At 63.2% G+C, this 15,821-nt stretch carries 17 protein-coding genes; 16 read left to right on the forward strand and 1 reads right to left on the reverse strand.

Going from position 1 to position 15,821, the window contains the following annotated elements; genetic code table 11:
• Nucleotides 1-97 precede the first annotated feature (97 nt).
• On the forward strand, nucleotides 98-700 hold the full coding sequence (locus tag V1273_RS33530; protein WP_334379802.1) for a GNAT family N-acetyltransferase: 603 nt from the start codon (nucleotides 98-100) through the stop codon (nucleotides 698-700).
• A 425-nt stretch (nucleotides 701-1,125) separates the two neighbouring features.
• On the opposite strand, the gene V1273_RS33535 is transcribed toward V1273_RS33530, so the two are convergent.
• Nucleotides 1,126-2,040 (reverse strand): DMT family transporter, encoded by a 915-nt coding sequence (locus V1273_RS33535; RefSeq protein WP_334365570.1) that lies wholly within the window; start codon nucleotides 2,038-2,040, stop codon nucleotides 1,126-1,128.
• Nucleotides 2,041-2,257: 217 nt separating this feature from the next.
• Here V1273_RS33535 and V1273_RS33540 point away from each other — a divergent pair, with 217 nt between their 5' ends.
• From V1273_RS33540 to V1273_RS33610, 15 genes are all read left to right on the forward strand, one after another.
• Nucleotides 2,258-2,740 carry a MaoC family dehydratase gene (locus tag V1273_RS33540; RefSeq protein WP_334365571.1) on the forward strand — a complete coding sequence of 161 codons (483 nt, stop codon included), beginning with the start codon at nucleotides 2,258-2,260 and terminating at the stop codon, nucleotides 2,738-2,740.
• A gap of 203 nt (nucleotides 2,741-2,943) precedes the next feature.
• Nucleotides 2,944-3,996, forward strand: a complete 1,053-nt coding sequence (obgE, locus tag V1273_RS33545) for a GTPase ObgE (protein WP_334365572.1) — start codon at nucleotides 2,944-2,946, stop codon at nucleotides 3,994-3,996.
• Nucleotides 3,997-4,086: 90 nt separating this feature from the next.
• Nucleotides 4,087-5,229 carry a glutamate 5-kinase gene (proB, locus tag V1273_RS33550; protein ID WP_334365573.1) on the forward strand — a complete coding sequence of 381 codons (1,143 nt, stop codon included), beginning with the start codon at nucleotides 4,087-4,089 and terminating at the stop codon, nucleotides 5,227-5,229.
• Between the two features lie 106 nt (nucleotides 5,230-5,335).
• Nucleotides 5,336-6,628: a glutamate-5-semialdehyde dehydrogenase gene (locus V1273_RS33555; RefSeq protein WP_334365574.1), complete on the forward strand. Its 1,293-nt coding sequence runs from the start codon at nucleotides 5,336-5,338 to the stop codon at nucleotides 6,626-6,628.
• Between the two features lie 31 nt (nucleotides 6,629-6,659).
• Nucleotides 6,660-7,292 carry a nicotinate-nucleotide adenylyltransferase gene (locus V1273_RS33560; RefSeq protein ID WP_334365575.1) on the forward strand — a complete coding sequence of 211 codons (633 nt, stop codon included), beginning with the start codon at nucleotides 6,660-6,662 and terminating at the stop codon, nucleotides 7,290-7,292.
• A 231-nt stretch (nucleotides 7,293-7,523) separates the two neighbouring features.
• Nucleotides 7,524-7,877, forward strand: coding sequence for a ribosome silencing factor (gene rsfS / locus V1273_RS33565; RefSeq protein WP_334369066.1), 354 nt, complete (start codon nucleotides 7,524-7,526; stop codon nucleotides 7,875-7,877).
• Nucleotides 7,878-7,984: 107 nt separating this feature from the next.
• Nucleotides 7,985-8,467: a 23S rRNA (pseudouridine(1915)-N(3))-methyltransferase RlmH gene (gene rlmH, locus V1273_RS33570; RefSeq protein ID WP_334379799.1), complete on the forward strand. Its 483-nt coding sequence runs from the start codon at nucleotides 7,985-7,987 to the stop codon at nucleotides 8,465-8,467.
• A gap of 148 nt (nucleotides 8,468-8,615) precedes the next feature.
• Nucleotides 8,616-9,890 (forward strand): murein hydrolase activator EnvC family protein, encoded by a 1,275-nt coding sequence (locus tag V1273_RS33575; RefSeq protein ID WP_334384095.1) that lies wholly within the window; start codon nucleotides 8,616-8,618, stop codon nucleotides 9,888-9,890.
• Nucleotides 9,887-11,242, forward strand: coding sequence for a S41 family peptidase (locus V1273_RS33580; RefSeq protein WP_334412099.1), 1,356 nt, complete (start codon nucleotides 9,887-9,889; stop codon nucleotides 11,240-11,242). The genes V1273_RS33575 and V1273_RS33580 overlap by 4 nt, the downstream gene beginning before the upstream one ends.
• A 173-nt stretch (nucleotides 11,243-11,415) precedes the next feature.
• Complete coding sequence (locus tag V1273_RS33585) at nucleotides 11,416-12,618, forward strand: divergent polysaccharide deacetylase family protein (protein ID WP_334412100.1); 1,203 nt, start codon at nucleotides 11,416-11,418, stop codon at nucleotides 12,616-12,618.
• A 96-nt stretch (nucleotides 12,619-12,714) separates the two neighbouring features.
• The gene (locus V1273_RS33590) at nucleotides 12,715-13,218 is read left to right on the forward strand and encodes an RNA pyrophosphohydrolase (RefSeq protein ID WP_057842610.1); all 504 of its coding nucleotides are present in this window, start codon (nucleotides 12,715-12,717) and stop codon (nucleotides 13,216-13,218) included.
• Between the two features lie 52 nt (nucleotides 13,219-13,270).
• Nucleotides 13,271-13,768, forward strand: a complete 498-nt coding sequence (locus tag V1273_RS33595) for an RNA pyrophosphohydrolase (RefSeq protein WP_334412315.1) — start codon at nucleotides 13,271-13,273, stop codon at nucleotides 13,766-13,768.
• A gap of 158 nt (nucleotides 13,769-13,926) precedes the next feature.
• Complete coding sequence (locus V1273_RS33600; protein WP_334365578.1) at nucleotides 13,927-14,157, forward strand: hypothetical protein; 231 nt, start codon at nucleotides 13,927-13,929, stop codon at nucleotides 14,155-14,157.
• Nucleotides 14,158-14,719: 562 nt separating this feature from the next.
• Nucleotides 14,720-15,172, forward strand: coding sequence for an Hsp20 family protein (locus tag V1273_RS33605; RefSeq protein ID WP_213250974.1), 453 nt, complete (start codon nucleotides 14,720-14,722; stop codon nucleotides 15,170-15,172).
• A gap of 92 nt (nucleotides 15,173-15,264) precedes the next feature.
• Nucleotides 15,265-15,765: an Hsp20/alpha crystallin family protein gene (locus V1273_RS33610; RefSeq protein WP_334365579.1), complete on the forward strand. Its 501-nt coding sequence runs from the start codon at nucleotides 15,265-15,267 to the stop codon at nucleotides 15,763-15,765.
• Nucleotides 15,766-15,821: the final 56 nt, after the last annotated feature.

Here is a 15,821-nt window from a genome sequence, read left to right on the forward strand (position 1 = left end):
ATCCTGTTGAACCGGCGGAGTCGAAATGGGCTCCAGGGGAGGCGGGAAACCGGCCTCCCCTTTTTAATTTGCGCATATTCGCAATCAGGAGCCCGACATGTTGCAGGACATCCCGATCCAGACCCCGACGCTGCGTCAGACGAGTAGTTGCGTCCTCGAGACCGAACGGCTGACACTGCGCCGGCCGACGCTCGCGGACGTAAAAGCGATTGCGCATCTCGCCAATGATCGCCGCATTGCGGAAAACACCCGCCGCCTGCCGCATCCCTACCTGCAGGACCACGCGGTCGAATTCGTGCGGGCGAACGCCACCGATAACAGCGAGACGGTGTTTCTGATCGAACACAACTATTCGCCGATCGGCATGGTCGGCATCGACCGCGCTGACCCGGATGCACCGGAACTCGGCTATTGGCTCGGCGTCGCGCATTGGGGCCAGGGTTTCGGCACCGAAGCCGCACGCGCCGTGATCGATTTTTTCTTCGAGGAGTTCGACGCCGAACATCTGATTTCGGGCGCCCGCTGCGCCAACCCGGGGTCGCGAAACATCCTGGAGAAATGCGGCTTCCAGTGGAGCGGTGTCGAGTTGCACCGCTTCGAAGCGCTGGGATGCTCGACCCCGGTCGACCGCTTCCGCCTGACACGCAGCGTGTGGGCATCACTGAAGAACTGGGGAAGTTCGACGCGAAGGGAGCGATAGGCTCGCTCGACAACAACACCGTCGTCCCTGCGAACGCACTAGGGCATGCACACTTGTTGCGCCGCAAATACTCATGAAAAGCCAAGGGTTTTTGCACTTCTCAAGTGTTGCGACGTAGTTTTGCTGCGCGCGCTCTCCACCCCACCGAAGCGCTGGATTCCGATCTTGCGCGAAAACGCCAGCCTCGATTCCAAAATTTCGATGAGCTCGCATCTTCGATTCTAAAATTGCATATGAAGCCTGAATCGCACTGCAACATGTGTGCATCCACTAGTGCGAACGCAGGGACCCATAACCACAGGACCACGTTGTTGAATCAAGCTGTTGAATCAAGCTGTCGCTCCGGCTCGCTTCTACAATTGATGATGGTGGGTATGGGTCCCGGCTCGCGCTTCGCTTGGCCGGGACGGCGGCTGTGGTGGATCTCACGCCGGCGGATTGACCACCGCTTCTTCACGCCCGAGCTTCTGTTCTCGCAGGAAGATATAAATGCCCGCGCCGATGATGATGGCGGCGCCGACGAGGGTCGAGATTGACGGCACGTCGCCGAACACGACGAAGCCGAAGATCACTGCCCACACGATCATCGAATATTGATACGGCACCACGACGCTGGCCGGCGCAAGTTTCAGCGACCGGTTGATGCACAAGAGTGCAACGACGGAAACCACGCCCGCCGCGGCAAACAGGCCGAGACTGCCGGCGCTCGGCGTCACCCAGCCGATCGGCGACATCAGCGCGCCGAGCAGGAACGTGCCGCCGAACTGCGTGGTCGTCAGCACGATATCCGGCGTGTCCCGCAGCGAGCGCGTGATCAGCATCAGGAACGCGAACGACAGGCTGCCGCCGAGCGCGATCATTGCCGGCCAGCTTACCGTTTGCGTGGACGGGCGCAGCGCAATCAGGACGCCGCAGAATCCGACCAGGATCGCGGTCCAGCGCCGCCAGCCGACCCGCTCGCCGAGCACGATGCCGGAGAGCGCGGTGACGAAAATCGGCGAGGCCAGATAATAGGTGATGACGTCGGCGAGCGGCAGATAGACGGTGGCGAGAAAGAACGCCGCAACCTCGAGCGTCGAGAGCGTCACGCGCAATAGCTGCAGCCACGGCCGCTCGAGGCGCGAGAACTCGGCGCGCTGCTTCCAGATCACCGGCAACAGCACCAGCAGCGCCGCGCAGGCGCGCAGCCACAGCAACTGCCCGACCGAATAGGTCGCGACCATGAATTTCCCAAGCGCATCGCCGAACGAGAACATGAAGATTGACAGCAGCATCAATCCAATGCCGGCCAAGCGCGCGGAGCGCTCGTCATAGGTCGAGATTTTGCCGAACAGGCTCATGACGTTTCCTGCTTGTTGCTCTTCGTCATGGCCAGCGCGTCCGGCCATCCACTTTTTTTGTGCTAGCCACGTTGTCGAGACGCGGATGCCCGGGGACATTTAGCGCGAAGACGCGCTTCGCGCTATTGCCCGGGTATGACCAATTGAGATGGATCGATTTGCCGCAGCTACAGCGCTGCGATACCGGTATCGCTCCAAAAACGGCAGGAAATCCGAGATGACCGAGTTCGACCCCGCCCAGCATCGCATGGTGAGCGAACAGCGCTGGTTCGAGGATTTCGTGCTCGGCGAACGTTTCGTCATTCCTAGCCGGACCCAGACCTCGGCGGTGTTCGCCGCGTTCCAGACCGCGAGCGGCGATACCCATCCGATCCATTACGATGTCGAATATTGCCGCGCCCGCGGCATGCCTGACCTGCTCGCCCATGGCTTCCAAACGCTGGTCCACACCGCGCCGGGTGCAGGCCTGTTCCCCTATCTCGTCGAGGACTCGCTGGTCGGCTTCCTCGAGCAATCGAGCAGGTTCCTGAAACCGGTCTATGCCGGTGACACCATCTACCCCGCGCTCGAGGTGATCGAACTCGTCCCCGGTCGCACCACCGGCGTCGTGACGCTGCGCTCGACGGTGTTCAATCAGCGCAAGGAGCTCGTGCTGGAAGGAATGCAGAAATTCCTGGTTCGCCGGCGACCGCCCTCATAGGAGGCCGTGGCTTCCGGTTCCGAAAAAGGCCCGAAAATTAAGGCTTTTCGCCAATGTTGCGGTGCTTGAGGGTTGCCGCGCGGGAGCCCCTGCCCTAACTACAGACTGGTTCTGATTGAACCAGTCTGTAAAGTCTTTGTTTTGACGCGTTTTCTTGACGCGAACCGGTGTCCACTTCGCTCGAAAACGCTATAGTAGAAATCATGAAATTCCTTGACGAGGCAAAGGTCTATATCCGCTCCGGCGACGGCGGCAACGGCTGCGTGGCGTTCCGCCGCGAGAAGTTCATCGAGTTCGGCGGGCCCTCCGGCGGCAATGGCGGTCGCGGCGGCGACGTCATCGTCGAGGTGGTCGATGGGCTGAACACGCTGATCGACTATCGCTACCAGCAGCACTTCAAGGCGCAGAAAGGCACCAATGGCATGGGCAAGGACCGCCATGGCGCCAACGGCAAACCGATCGTTCTCAAGGTGCCGGTCGGCACGCAGATATTCGACGAGGACCGCGAGACGTTGATCCACGACTTCACCGAACTCGGCGAAAAATTCGTGCTCGCCGAAGGCGGCAATGGCGGTTTTGGCAACGCGCATTTCAAATCCTCCACGAACCGCGCACCACGCAATGCCAATCCCGGGCAGGAAGGCGAGGAGCGCTGGATCTGGCTGCGGCTGAAGCTGATCGCGGACGCCGGCCTCGTCGGCCTGCCCAATGCCGGCAAGTCGACTTTCCTTTCCGTCGTCAGCGCGGCCAAGCCGAAGATCGCCGACTACCCCTTCACCACGCTGCATCCGCAGCTCGGCGTCGTGAACGCGCAGGGCCGCGAGTTCGTGCTCGCCGACATTCCCGGCCTGATCGAAGGCGCGCATGAAGGCGCCGGCCTCGGCGATCGGTTTTTGGGCCATGTCGAGCGGTGCCGCGTGCTGCTGCATTTGATCGATGCAACCTGCGAACACGCCGGAAAAGCGTACAAGACGGTGCGGACCGAGCTCGAAGCCTATGAGGGGCATCTCGCCGAGAAGATCGAGATCGTCGCGCTCAACAAGATCGATGCAGTCGCGCCGGATGAACTGAAGAAGCAGAAAGACCGGCTGAAACGCGCGGCGAAGAAGGCGCCGCTGTTGCTCTCCGCCGCCACCGGCGAAGGCGTGCCGGAAGCGCTGAAAGCGCTGGTCGAAGTCATCGGCGAGGCCCCGGTTTCTCTGAAGGCCAAGGGCGGTCAGGACCCGTGGGCGCCGGCCCCGCCGCCGCAGGGCTGATACAAAGTTAGCCTTCCCGCGGCCGCGCCACTTCCAAATCAGGGGACTGGCGCGTATTGCTTCCGACCATCCGCATCAGCCGACCGCATCATGAAACGCCCCGCGCTCAAAAACTTCCGCCGCATCGTCGTCAAGGTCGGCTCCTCGCTGCTGATCGACTCCAATGCTGGCGAAGTCCGTTCGGCATGGCTGTCGGCGCTGGCCGCCGATATTGCCAAGCTGCACGGCGAGGGCCGCGATGTTCTCGTCGTCTCGTCAGGCTCGATCGCGCTCGGACGCAGCCGGTTGAAACTGCCGCGTGGCCCGCTGAAGCTGGAAGAAAGCCAGGGCGCCGCCGCCGTCGGGCAGATCGCGCTGGCACGGATCTGGTCGGAGGTGCTCGCCGCTCATGGCATCGGCGCCGGGCAGATCCTGGTAACGCTGCAGGACACCGAGGAGCGCCGCCGCTATCTCAACGCGCGCTCGACCATCGCCAAGCTGCTGGAGTGGCGCGCAGTACCCGTGATCAACGAGAACGACACGGTCGCCACCAACGAGATCCGCTACGGCGACAATGATCGTCTTGCCGCGCGCGTCGCCACCATGACGAGCGCCGATCTGCTGATTCTGTTGTCCGATATCGACGGGCTCTATGACGCGCCGCCCGGCGCCAATCCCAACGCAAAGCTGATTCCGATCGTCGAGTCCGTCACCTCGGAGATCGAAGGCATGGCGGGCGCCGCCGAATCCGAACTGTCGCGCGGCGGCATGTTCACCAAGATCGAGGCGGCGAAAATCGCGACGACATCAGGCACGCATATGCTGATCGCGTCGGGCAAGATCGAACATCCGCTGCAGGCGATATCAGACGGCGGACGCTGCACCTGGTTCCTGACGCCGGCCAATCCCGTCACCGCGCGCAAGCGATGGATCGCGGGCTCGCTGGAGCCGAAGGGCACGCTGACCATCGATGCAGGTGCGGTCGCAGCGCTCCGCGCGGGAAAAAGCCTGCTGCCGGCCGGCGTGATCCGGATCGACGGCCAGTTCGCCCGCGGCGATGCGGTGGTGGTGCGCGGCCCCGATACCCACGAGATCGGCCGCGGCCTCGTCGCCTACGACGCCGAGGATGCGGAGAAGATCAAAGGCCGCTCCTCGCCGGACGTGATGGCAATCCTTGGCATCAGCGGCCGGGCAGAGATGATCCACCGCGACGATCTGGTGGTGGGCCCTAGTGGAGCCATTCCAGCCAAGTAGGCCAATGGCCGAGTGGTACCGGCAGCCAGCCATGCCGGTTCCGGACCTCGCAAAAGCGGGATTTCCGTGCTAGCACATAACCTTACTCTTGACCCTGAGACCTCCGATGACCGCGCCGCTCAAGGCTATCGACGGTAACGCCGATTTGCCCGCTTTGATGACCGACCTCGCCTCCCAAGCGCGCGACGCCGCGCGGATGCTGGCGCTGGCGCCGCCGGAGCAGAAGGACCGGGCGCTGGAGGCGATCGAGCGGGCGATCCGCGCCAACGCGGCAAACATTCTTGCGGCCAATGCCGAGGATGTCGCGGAAGTCCGCGCCACAGGCGCGACCTCGGCCTTCATCGACCGCCTGACGCTGACACCGGCGCGCATCGACGCGATGGCCGATGGCGTTGCGACTGTGCGCGGCATCCCCGATCCGGTCGGCGCCGTCACCGAAAGCTGGCAGCGGCCGAACGGCATGACCATCGAGCGCGTGCGCGTGCCGCTCGGCGTGATCGGCGTGATCTTCGAGAGCCGCCCCAATGTCGCGGCCGACGCCGGCGTGCTGTGCCTGAAGTCCGGCAATGCGGTGATCCTGCGCGGCGGCTCAGACAGCTTCCGCTCCTGCCGGGCGATTCACGAAGCCTTGGTACAGGGCCTGCGCGAGGCCGGTCTGCCGGAAGCCGCGATCACGCTGGTGCCGACGCGCGACCGCGCGGCGGTCGGGCTGATGCTGTCAGGCCTGAACGGCGGCATCGACGTCATCGTGCCGCGCGGCGGCAAGAGCCTGGTGGCGCGGGTTGAAACGGAAGCGCGCGTGCCGGTGTTTGCGCATCTCGAAGGCGTCAACCACGTCTATGTCGACGGCACCGCCAATCTCGATATGGCCAAGTCGATCGTGTTGAACGCCAAGATGCGACGGACCGGCGTCTGCGGCGCCGCCGAGACGCTGCTGGTCGATCGCGCGGGCGCCGCCGCCAATCTGAAGCCGCTGATCGAAATGCTGATCGCATCCGGCTGCGAGGTACGCGGCGACGACGCCGTGCAGAAGGTCGACGCGCGGGTGAAGCCGGCGTCCGACGATGACTGGGATACCGAGTATCTCGATGCCATCATCGCCGCGCGTGTCGTCGACGGCGTTGACGGGGCCATCACGCACATCCGGAACCACGGCTCGCGCCACACCGATGCGATCGTGGCCGAGGATGCCAAAGCGGCCGAGAAATTCCTCAGAGAGGTCGATTCGGCGATCGTGCTGCATAACGCGTCGACACAGTTCGCCGATGGCGGCGAGTTCGGCTTCGGCGCCGAGATCGGGATTGCCACCGGCAAATTCCACGCCCGCGGGCCGGTCGGAGCCGAGCAACTGACCAGCTTCAAATACCGCGTTCACGGCACCGGGCAGACGCGGCCGTGACCGCAAGCCCGCGCCCGCGGTGACCCGTCCGATGAAGTTGCAATCCGCCGCGCAAGCCATTCCCTTCCATACCAATGGCATGCGCGTCGGCCTGCTCGGCGGCTCATTCAATCCGCCACACGCGGCGCATCGCGCCATCAGCCTGTTTGCGCTGAAGCGCTTGAAGCTCGATCGCGTTTGGTGGCTGCTGACCCCCGGCAATCCGCTCAAGGATACCGGCCGGCTGCACGGCCTTGGCGAACGGGCGAGTGCCGCGCGCGACGTCGCCGACGATCCGCGCATCGATATCAGTTGTCTCGAAGCTGTCATCGGCACCAAGTACACTGTCGACACGATCATTCATTTGCGTCGCCGCGTTTCCGGCGTGCGCTTCGTCTGGATCATGGGCGCCGACAATCTCGCGCAGTTCCATCGCTGGAAGGATTGGCGGCGTATCGCTGCCGAGGTGCCGCTCGCCGTGATCGATCGTCCGCCGCAGAGTTTCCGGGCGCTCGCCGCGCCGGCTGCCCAGGCGCTGGCGCGGTATAGGTTGCCCGAGAATCAGGCGGCCCGGCTAGCCGATCAGCAGGCGCCGGCCTGGGTTTTCCTCCCCGGCATGAAACTGAACCTGTCGTCGACGGGCCTGCGGAACTCCGACGGGAGCTGGAAGGCAAAAAAGAAGTGACAGTTCGGTCTGAACCGGCGGGTGGGGTCACTGGAATATTGAAACCATTAACCCCACATGCCTAATATGGTCCGCGGACGTCGGGATTCGGCGTTCGCGATACAGTGAAAGGAATGGTCCCTGGCCACATCTGTATTGTCCAAGTCCAAGTCTGTTTTACCCAAGGCAACTAGCAAGACTTCTGGCAAGTCCGCCAAGAACACGGGTAAAACATCGACACAAGCTGCAGCCTTGAAGGCGCAACCCGACGCCGACAAGACGCTGAATATGATCCTCTCCCGCCTCGACGATATGAAGGCGGAAGAAACGATCACCATCGACCTTCGCGGCAAATCCGCCTTTTCCGACTACATGATCGTCACGTCAGGCCGGGCCAACCGGCATGTCGGCGCGATTGCGGAAAACGTCACGAAAGCCCTGAAGGAAACCGGCATCAGGAACATCCATGTCGAGGGCTTGCCCAATTGCGACTGGGTGCTGATCGATTCCGGCGATGTGGTCGTGCACGTGTTCAGACCCGAGGTGCGCGAATTCTACAATCTTGAAAGGTTGTGGACGCAAAACCCGGCGGCGGCAGCGATCTGAAACCTCGGCCGATGCGAATCGGCTAAGGCGCACGTAGTTTGCCAGCGCGCGCGAAAAGCGCGCGCGCCGAAACGCGTGCCGGAAAGTGCACGCCAGAAACAGCATTCATGCGCCTCGTCGTGGTTTCAATAGGCCGGCTGAAGCAGGGCCCGGAGCAGGAGCTGGCCGAACGCTACCGCGAGCGCTTCGAGGACATCGGCCGCAAGCTCGGTTTTCGCGGTCTTTCGATCCATGAAATTCCCGAAAGCCGCGCACGCGATACTGCGACCCGGATATCGGAGGAGGCCGCCGCGATCGCGGCGGCGATACCGGAGAAATCCATGCTGGTGGCGCTGGACGAGCACGGCAAGAACATCGATAGCGCGACCTTCGCCCGACAGCTCGGCGATTGGCGGGATGAAGGGGTCGCCAACACAATTTTCGCCATCGGTGGCGCGGACGGACTTTCGCCCGATTTGCAGCGCAAGGCTAAATTACGCATTGCGTTCGGCTCGGCGACCTGGCCGCATCAAATGGTTCGCGTCATGCTTCTTGAACAGATTTATCGGGCCGCCACCATTCTGGCCGGCCACCCCTACCACCGCGCGTAAGGCACGGTGACGTGAATACAGAGAACGCTGAATAGGCCGGATGCATTCAACGCAGCACATTCATTCATACCCTGACACCGGCCATCGCGGCGTACCGCTGATGTCAGCCGTCTCGCTTCCCCTGATTCTGCTGTCCGCAAGCTTTGCCATGACGTCGCTTTTGCCGGCGGCGGCGCAACCCGCCGCAACCGCGCAGCAAGCAACTGCCGTTTCGCCTGATGCCATCAAGCAGCGTGAGCAGGAGCTGGAAGCCGCGCGCGAGGAGCAGCGCAAGGCGGCCGAATTGCAACAGAAGCTAAAGGCCGACATCGCCGCGATCGGGCAGGACCGCTCCAAGCTCAACCAGCAACTGATCGACATCGCTACCCAGGTGCGCAACATCGAAACCCGCATCGGCGAGACCGAGGGACGATTGCGTCCGCTCGACAGCCGAGAGCAGCAGGCCCGCGCTTCGCTCGATTCACGCCGCGCTGAAATCATCGAGGTGCTGGCGGCCTTGCAGCGCGCCGGCCGGCGCACGCCGCCGGCGCTGCTGGTCCGGCCTGAGGACGCACTGCAGTCGCTGCGCACCGCCATGCTGCTCGGCGCGGTCGTCCCCGAGCTGCGCGGCCGCGCGGAGAAGCTTGCCGCCGACCTCGGCGAGCTCGTGACCCTGCGCAAGAACATCGCCACCGAGCGCGACATACTTGCGCGGGACCGCGACAGGCTGAAGGATGATTCCATCCGACTGGCGGCGCTGGTGGAAGAACGACAGCGCAAGCAGAGCGCGATCGAAAAGGACATGGAGGCCGAAGGCGCACGCGCCATCAACCTGTCCAGGCAGGTCGACAGCCTGCAGGGTCTGATCGGGAAAATGGAACAAGATCTGAAGAGCGCCGCCAAGGCGGCCGCGACCGCCAGCCTGCAGGGCGCCCCGGCTGCCCCGGGCGGCAAGCCCAATTTGGGAGCATTGAAAGATCCCGCCCGGCTGAGCCCGGCGATCGCCTTTGCCTCCGCCAAGGGGCTGTTCGCCTTTCCGGTCAATGGCCGCAAGATTCGCAATTTTGGCGGTTCCGACGGCGCGGGCGGCGTGGAAAAAGGCATTTCTTTGGCGACGCGCGCCGGGGCCCAGGTCACAACACCGTGTGACGGCTGGGTTGTTTATGCCGGACCCTTCCGCAGCTACGGACAACTCTTGATCCTCAATGCCGGGGGCGGGTATCATGTCCTGATCGCCGGGATGGAGCGCATTTCGGTAAACATCGGCCAGTTTGTACTTACGGGAGAGCCGGTCGCGACCATGGGAACAACGTCCCAAGTCGCATCCATCCTCGCGACGACCGCGAGCCAGCCGGTGCTCTACGTCGAGTTCCGCAAAGACGGCACTCCAATCGACTCAGGCCCATGGTGGGCCGCAAGTGAAGGCGAAAAGGTTCGCGGATGATGCGCAAGACTTCTGTAATTCTTCTCAGCGCCGCCACCGGTGCGGCTTTGACGCTCTTCGTCACGCAGCCTCGTTCCGTGCTGATGGGATCGAGTGCGCGTGCTGCAACGTCGGACACCTACCGCCAGCTCAATCTGTTCGGCGACGTGTTCGAGCGCGTGCGCAGCGACTATGTCGAGAAGCCCGACGACTCCAAGCTGGTCGAATCGGCGATCTCGGGCATGCTGACCGGCCTCGATCCGCATTCCAGCTACATGGACGCCAAGAGCTTCCGTGACATGCAGGTACAGACCCGCGGTGAGTTCGGCGGGCTCGGCATCGAGGTCACGATGGAAGACGGGCTGATCAAGGTCGTCTCGCCGATCGACGACACGCCAGCGTCGAAGGCCGGCATCATGGCCAACGATATCATCACCAATCTCGACGACGAAGCCGTGCAGGGTCTCACCCTCAACCAGGCGGTCGAGAAGATGCGCGGACCGGTCAACACCAAGATCCGTCTCAAGATCATCCGCAAGGGCCAGGAAAATCCGATCGAAGTGACGCTGGTGCGCGACAACATCCGCGTCCGCTCCGTACGCGCGCGCATCGAACAGGACGACATCGCCTATATCCGCGTCACCACCTTCAACGAGCAGACCACCGAAGGCCTGAAGCGCGAGATCGGCAACCTCTCGAACCAGATCGGCGACAAGCTGAAGGGCTACATCATCGACCTGCGCAATAATCCCGGCGGCTTGCTGGAGGAAGCGGTCACCGTTTCCGACACCTTCCTGGAGCGCGGCGAGATCGTCTCGACCCGCGGCCGCAATGCCGAGGAGACCCAGCGCCGCGCCGCCCATGCAGGTGACCTGACCAAGGGCAAGCCGATCATCGTGCTGGTCAACGGCGGCTCGGCTTCGGCTTCCGAAATCGTCGCCGGCGCGCTGCAGGACCACAAGCGCGCGACGCTTGTCGGCACGCGCTCATTCGGCAAGGGCTCGGTGCAGACCATCATCCCGCTCGGCAGCGGCAACGGCGCGCTGCGCCTCACCACCGCGCGCTACTTCACGCCGTCGGGCAAGTCGATCCAGGCCAAGGGCATCGTGCCCGATATCGAGGTGCTGCAGGACGTGCCGGACGAATTGAAGGCGCGCACCGACACCAAGGGCGAGGCCTCGCTGCGTGGCCATCTGAAGACCGACGGCGACGAGAAGACCGGCTCGCAATCCTACGTGCCGCCCGACGCCAAGGACGACAAGGCGCTGAAGACCGCCGCCGACCTGCTGCACGGCATCAAGTCGACGGCAAGCAGCGCACCGGCGCCCGGCGACAAGGCGGCAGTCGACAAGCCCGCCAAGGCGGCGAACTGATCATAGCCCCGTAAATTTCCTTGAAGAAAAGGCGGCCTCCGGGCCGCCTTTTTGTTGCGCTTCGGGCCGTTCGCTTGCCCTGGCGAGGGCCAGGCGAGGCGCTTTTGCGCGCGGCGCAGCGCTCGAATCCGACTCCTCGTGGTATCGTCAGCGCGGTTGATTCGGGGAGGTCTATGACGGAAACGGCCGACGAACTGAGCACGCCGCTTGGACAGAAGACGGAGCGCCAGAAGCGGCGGTTTCGGCTGCCGTTCACCGCGGTGCAGGCGCTGGCCATGCTGCTCGGCCTGTTCCTGATCGCCTTCCTGACGATCGCTCTGTTTACCGACCATCCGTTGGGTGGCGAGCCCGTCGCCCACGTCGCATTGCGCGGGCCTGCGGGGGAGGACAAGCAGCCGGCGGCTTCCGGCCACACCGAACAGGCCGCAAAAAGGCCATCCCCGGCCGCCGACAATAGGGGCGATAACAAGACCGTCACCATCATCGATGGCTCCAGCGGCAAGCGCCAGGACGTCGTGATCGGCAGCGATGCCGCCGACAAGCCCGGCTCGGACTCCGCGCCGGCAACCGCGATGGCCGGCATCGATCAGCGACTCCTCGAAAAGTCGCGCTACGGCATGATCCCGGCGGTTGCCGACGGTCTGAAACCCTTCACTGTCTATGCGGCCGACGCCGACCGCACCAAGGCCGCGAAGATGCCGGTGGTCGCCATCGTCATCGGTGGCCTCGGCGTCGGCGCTGCCAAGACGACCGATGCCATCATGAAACTGCCACCGGCCGTGACCCTGGCGTTTACGCCGTATGGGGCAGATCCCGCCAAGTTGGCCGAGCGGGCCCGCGCGCAGCGCCACGAGATCCTGCTGCAGGTTCCAATGGAGCCGTTCGATTATCCCGATAACGATCCCGGCCCGCAGACCCTGCTCACGACGCTGACGTCAGAGCAGAACATCGACCGGCTGTACTGGCACCTCAGCCGGTTCCAGGGCTATGCCGGGATCGCCAATTTCATGGGGGCGCGTTTCACGGCCACTGACGCAGTGATGCAGCCGATTATCCGGGAGGCAGCCAAGCGCGGCCTCGGCTATCTCGATGACGGCTCCTCGCCGCGGAGCGCCGCGCCGTCCCTGACGGCAGCCCAATCGATGCCCTTCGCCACGGCCGATTTCACCATCGATGCCGTGCCGACCTCGGCCGAAATCGACCGGACGCTGGTGAAACTGGAAACGCTCGCCAAGGAGCGCGGACTGGCTGTGGGCGTCGCCTCGGCGCTACCGGTTTCGATCGAGCGGATTGCCGCCTGGATCAAGACTCTCGAGGCCCGCGGCATCATGCTTGTGCCATTGACAACGGCGATGCTGAAATCAAAATCAGGCTAGAGATCAACCTGATGGCAGCAATCCGGGCTCCCTCGGATTGCGCCGCCCCGGCCGGTTTGCGGGTGACTTGCTGCAGCTATAGGAGTCCTGACGGAAATGGCGCGCTACGAGGACCTGCCCTACCGGACCTGCGTCGGCATGATGCTGATCAATGCAGCCGGGCTGGTTTTCATTGGCCGGCGCGCTGGCGGCATCGAACATGTCGACGAATCCCACGTCTGGCAGATGCCGCAGGGCGGGGTCGATCCCGGCGAGGATACTTGGGAGGCCGCCAAGCGCGAGCTTTACGAGGAAACCAGCGTTCGCTCGGTGGAGAAGCTTGGTGAAGTCCCGGATTGGCTGATCTACGACATTCCACGTACGGTGGCCGGCCGCGCCTGGAAGGGCCGTTATCGCGGGCAACGGCAGAAATGGTACGCGGTGCGTTTCACCGGCAAGGATAACGAGATCAACGTCGCCAGCCCCGGCGGCGGGCACAAGGCCGAATTCGTTAGCTGGCGCTGGGAGCCGATGAAGAATCTCCCGAACCTGATCGTTCCGTTCAAACGGCCAGTCTATGAGCGTGTGGTCAAGGAATTCGCCAGCCTAGCGGGCGGCTAGCCACTTTCTTTGTGACGCGTCTATCGTGACGCGAACCGGCACTTATCAGGACATGTCCGACAAGCCCTATCGCCCCAACGTGGGAATCGCGCTGTTCAATACCTCGGGTCAGGTGCTGATCGGCCGCCGCTTCCGTGACGACGGGCCGGAAATCATCTTGCCGGGTCTGGAATGGCAGATGCCCCAGGGCGGCATCGACGCCGACGAGAACCCGCGCGATGCTGTCATGCGCGAACTCTGGGAAGAGACCGGGGCGGTCAGCGCCGAATACCTCGGCGAGACCGATTGGATGAATTACGAATTTCCACCGTATGATGGGCCGGTCGACCATCGCTTGGCGAAATTCCGCGGCCAGCGGCAGAAATGGTTCGCATTGCGGTTCACTGGCCGCGATGAAGAGATCGACCCACTGACGCAGCGCAACGGCCAGCCGGCCGAATTCGATTCTTGGCGCTGGGAACGGCTCGACCGTGTCGCGGACCTCGTGGTGCCATTCCGGCGCGACGTGTACCGGTTGGTGGTGCAGCAGTTCGCGGAATTCGCCCGCTAGATTCTATCGAACCGAAAGGCTCTAGACTGCGTCTAACCACACGGTGGATGCGAGGCGCTTGACAGTGGTTTGTCGCTGAATATTTTTTACGCAAAGCGGATTCTCCGCCGTAACCCACTCAGAGGAAACGATAGAGCGACCGTCAAGGGATGACGAAGATGATCGACGAAAAACTGGCCCGTTTGCGTACACATCGCAACAATATCGACCGTTATCGCCGTCTTCTTAAAACCAGGCTGACAGAGCTTGAACAACAGTACATCGAAAAGCGGCTCTCCGAAGAACAGTCGGCTCTGGAAAGACTCGCTGCCTCTACGTTTCCGCTCACCTTCCAGGCCCCGGAACAGCATTCTCACCGACCGGAGCCGCCGATCTCGTCGGCGGCCTGAGATGCCCGTTGCGGCGCGGCGCTTGTCAGCCGATCCGGCCACGGCCGGGAATGGCGAGCGTGATGCGATGTTTGCCTGACATGAAGGACGTGACCGTAACCAAGCGCCGCCGGAGTTGGGAATGGCGGGTAACAGACGAGAGCGGCAGGCTGATCATGAGCGGCCGAGAACGCAGCCGGCCGGCTGCCCGCTATCAGGGCTACCGAGCCTTGTTCATGCTGCTCGCCGTCGGCCAAAGGCCGGGTGAAATGCAGGCCCAGCCCGCGGGCCGCAATATCGGGCAAATGGCTGCGCGCGCCCGGCCTCACCCGGTTGTGCGAACGGCGCCTTCGACATCGGCAGGACCGGGGTCGGGCGGCTTAACGCCCGACTAAGCATCCGACGACCGCGTGACGGTGCAAAATTTTGGCCCGCCGGTCTTGAAACTTTTCGATCGATTTCTAATTCGATTTCTGCCGCCGACAGCGGTGCCGGATGCCAGCCTGGGTCCGGCGAGTTGAGCGGGCGCCGGACGGTGTCCGACGCTCCTTCGTATCCATCTTGCTCTTAGGAGGACTTGGTTATGAGGACCTTTGACTTCTCGCCCCTGTGGCGTTCCACGATCGGCTTCGATCACCTGGCCGACCTGCTCGACAGCAGCTTGCGGCACTCGGCCGACGACAATTACCCGCCCTATAATGTCGAACGCTGCGGCGAAGACGCCTACCGGATTTCGCTCGCGGTTGCCGGTTTCGGCATGGACGATATTGCCGTAACCGCAGAACGCGACACACTGATCATCGAGGGCAAGAAGCCCGACGCCGAGCAACGCGAATACCTCTATCACGGCATCGCGGCCCGGCCGTTCCGGCGGGTGTTCAATCTCGCCGACTATGTGCAGGTCAAGCAGGCCTCGTTCAAGGACGGGCTGTTGATCGTCGATCTCGTTCGCGAAGTGCCCGACGCGATGAAGCCGCGGCGCATCCCGATCGGCAACGCCGGCGCTTCCCACCAGATCGAGCAGAAGGCGGCCTGAGCCGCTTCGGCAATGCCGGCTCGGTGCGCGGATAACCGGCCGCGCCGCGAGCCAATGCAAAGCAACATAGCAATCTCTGTGAGGAGGATATTATGGCTTTTCGTGATTTGATCCCCTGGTCGAGAAACCAGGAGCTTGTGCCTACGCGCGACAGCTTCGATCCTTTCTTCACCCTGCACCGGGAGATGAATCGGCTGTTCGATGACGTTTTCCGTGGCTTCGCGACGCCTGCCCGTTTCGGCACGCCGCTGATGGAAGGTCGCTTCGGATGGCCAAGCATCGAGCTCAACGAAACCGACAAGGAGCTGAAGGTATCGGCTGAGCTGCCCGGACTGACCGAAAAGGACGTCCAGGTCGAGATCGCCAACGGCGTTCTGACGCTGCGCGGCGAGAAGAAATCCGAACGGACCGATAATGGCGGAAGGTACTTCACCGAGCGCTATTACGGTGCGTTCGAGCGGCAGATCCCGCTCGATGGCGTCGTCGAGGATAAGGCTGAAGCCAAATTCCATGACGGTGTCTTGACCATCACGCTGCCGAAATCCGAACAAGCCCGTTCGGCCATCAAGCGTATCCCCATCGTCAATCAGTAACGAGAATGGCGGCGGCGCAGTGCGCCGTCGCCACCACCACCAACGTCTCGATCGAA

Source organism: Bradyrhizobium sp. AZCC 1721, from assembly GCF_036924715.1.
Taxonomy (GTDB): domain Bacteria; phylum Pseudomonadota; class Alphaproteobacteria; order Rhizobiales; family Xanthobacteraceae; genus Bradyrhizobium.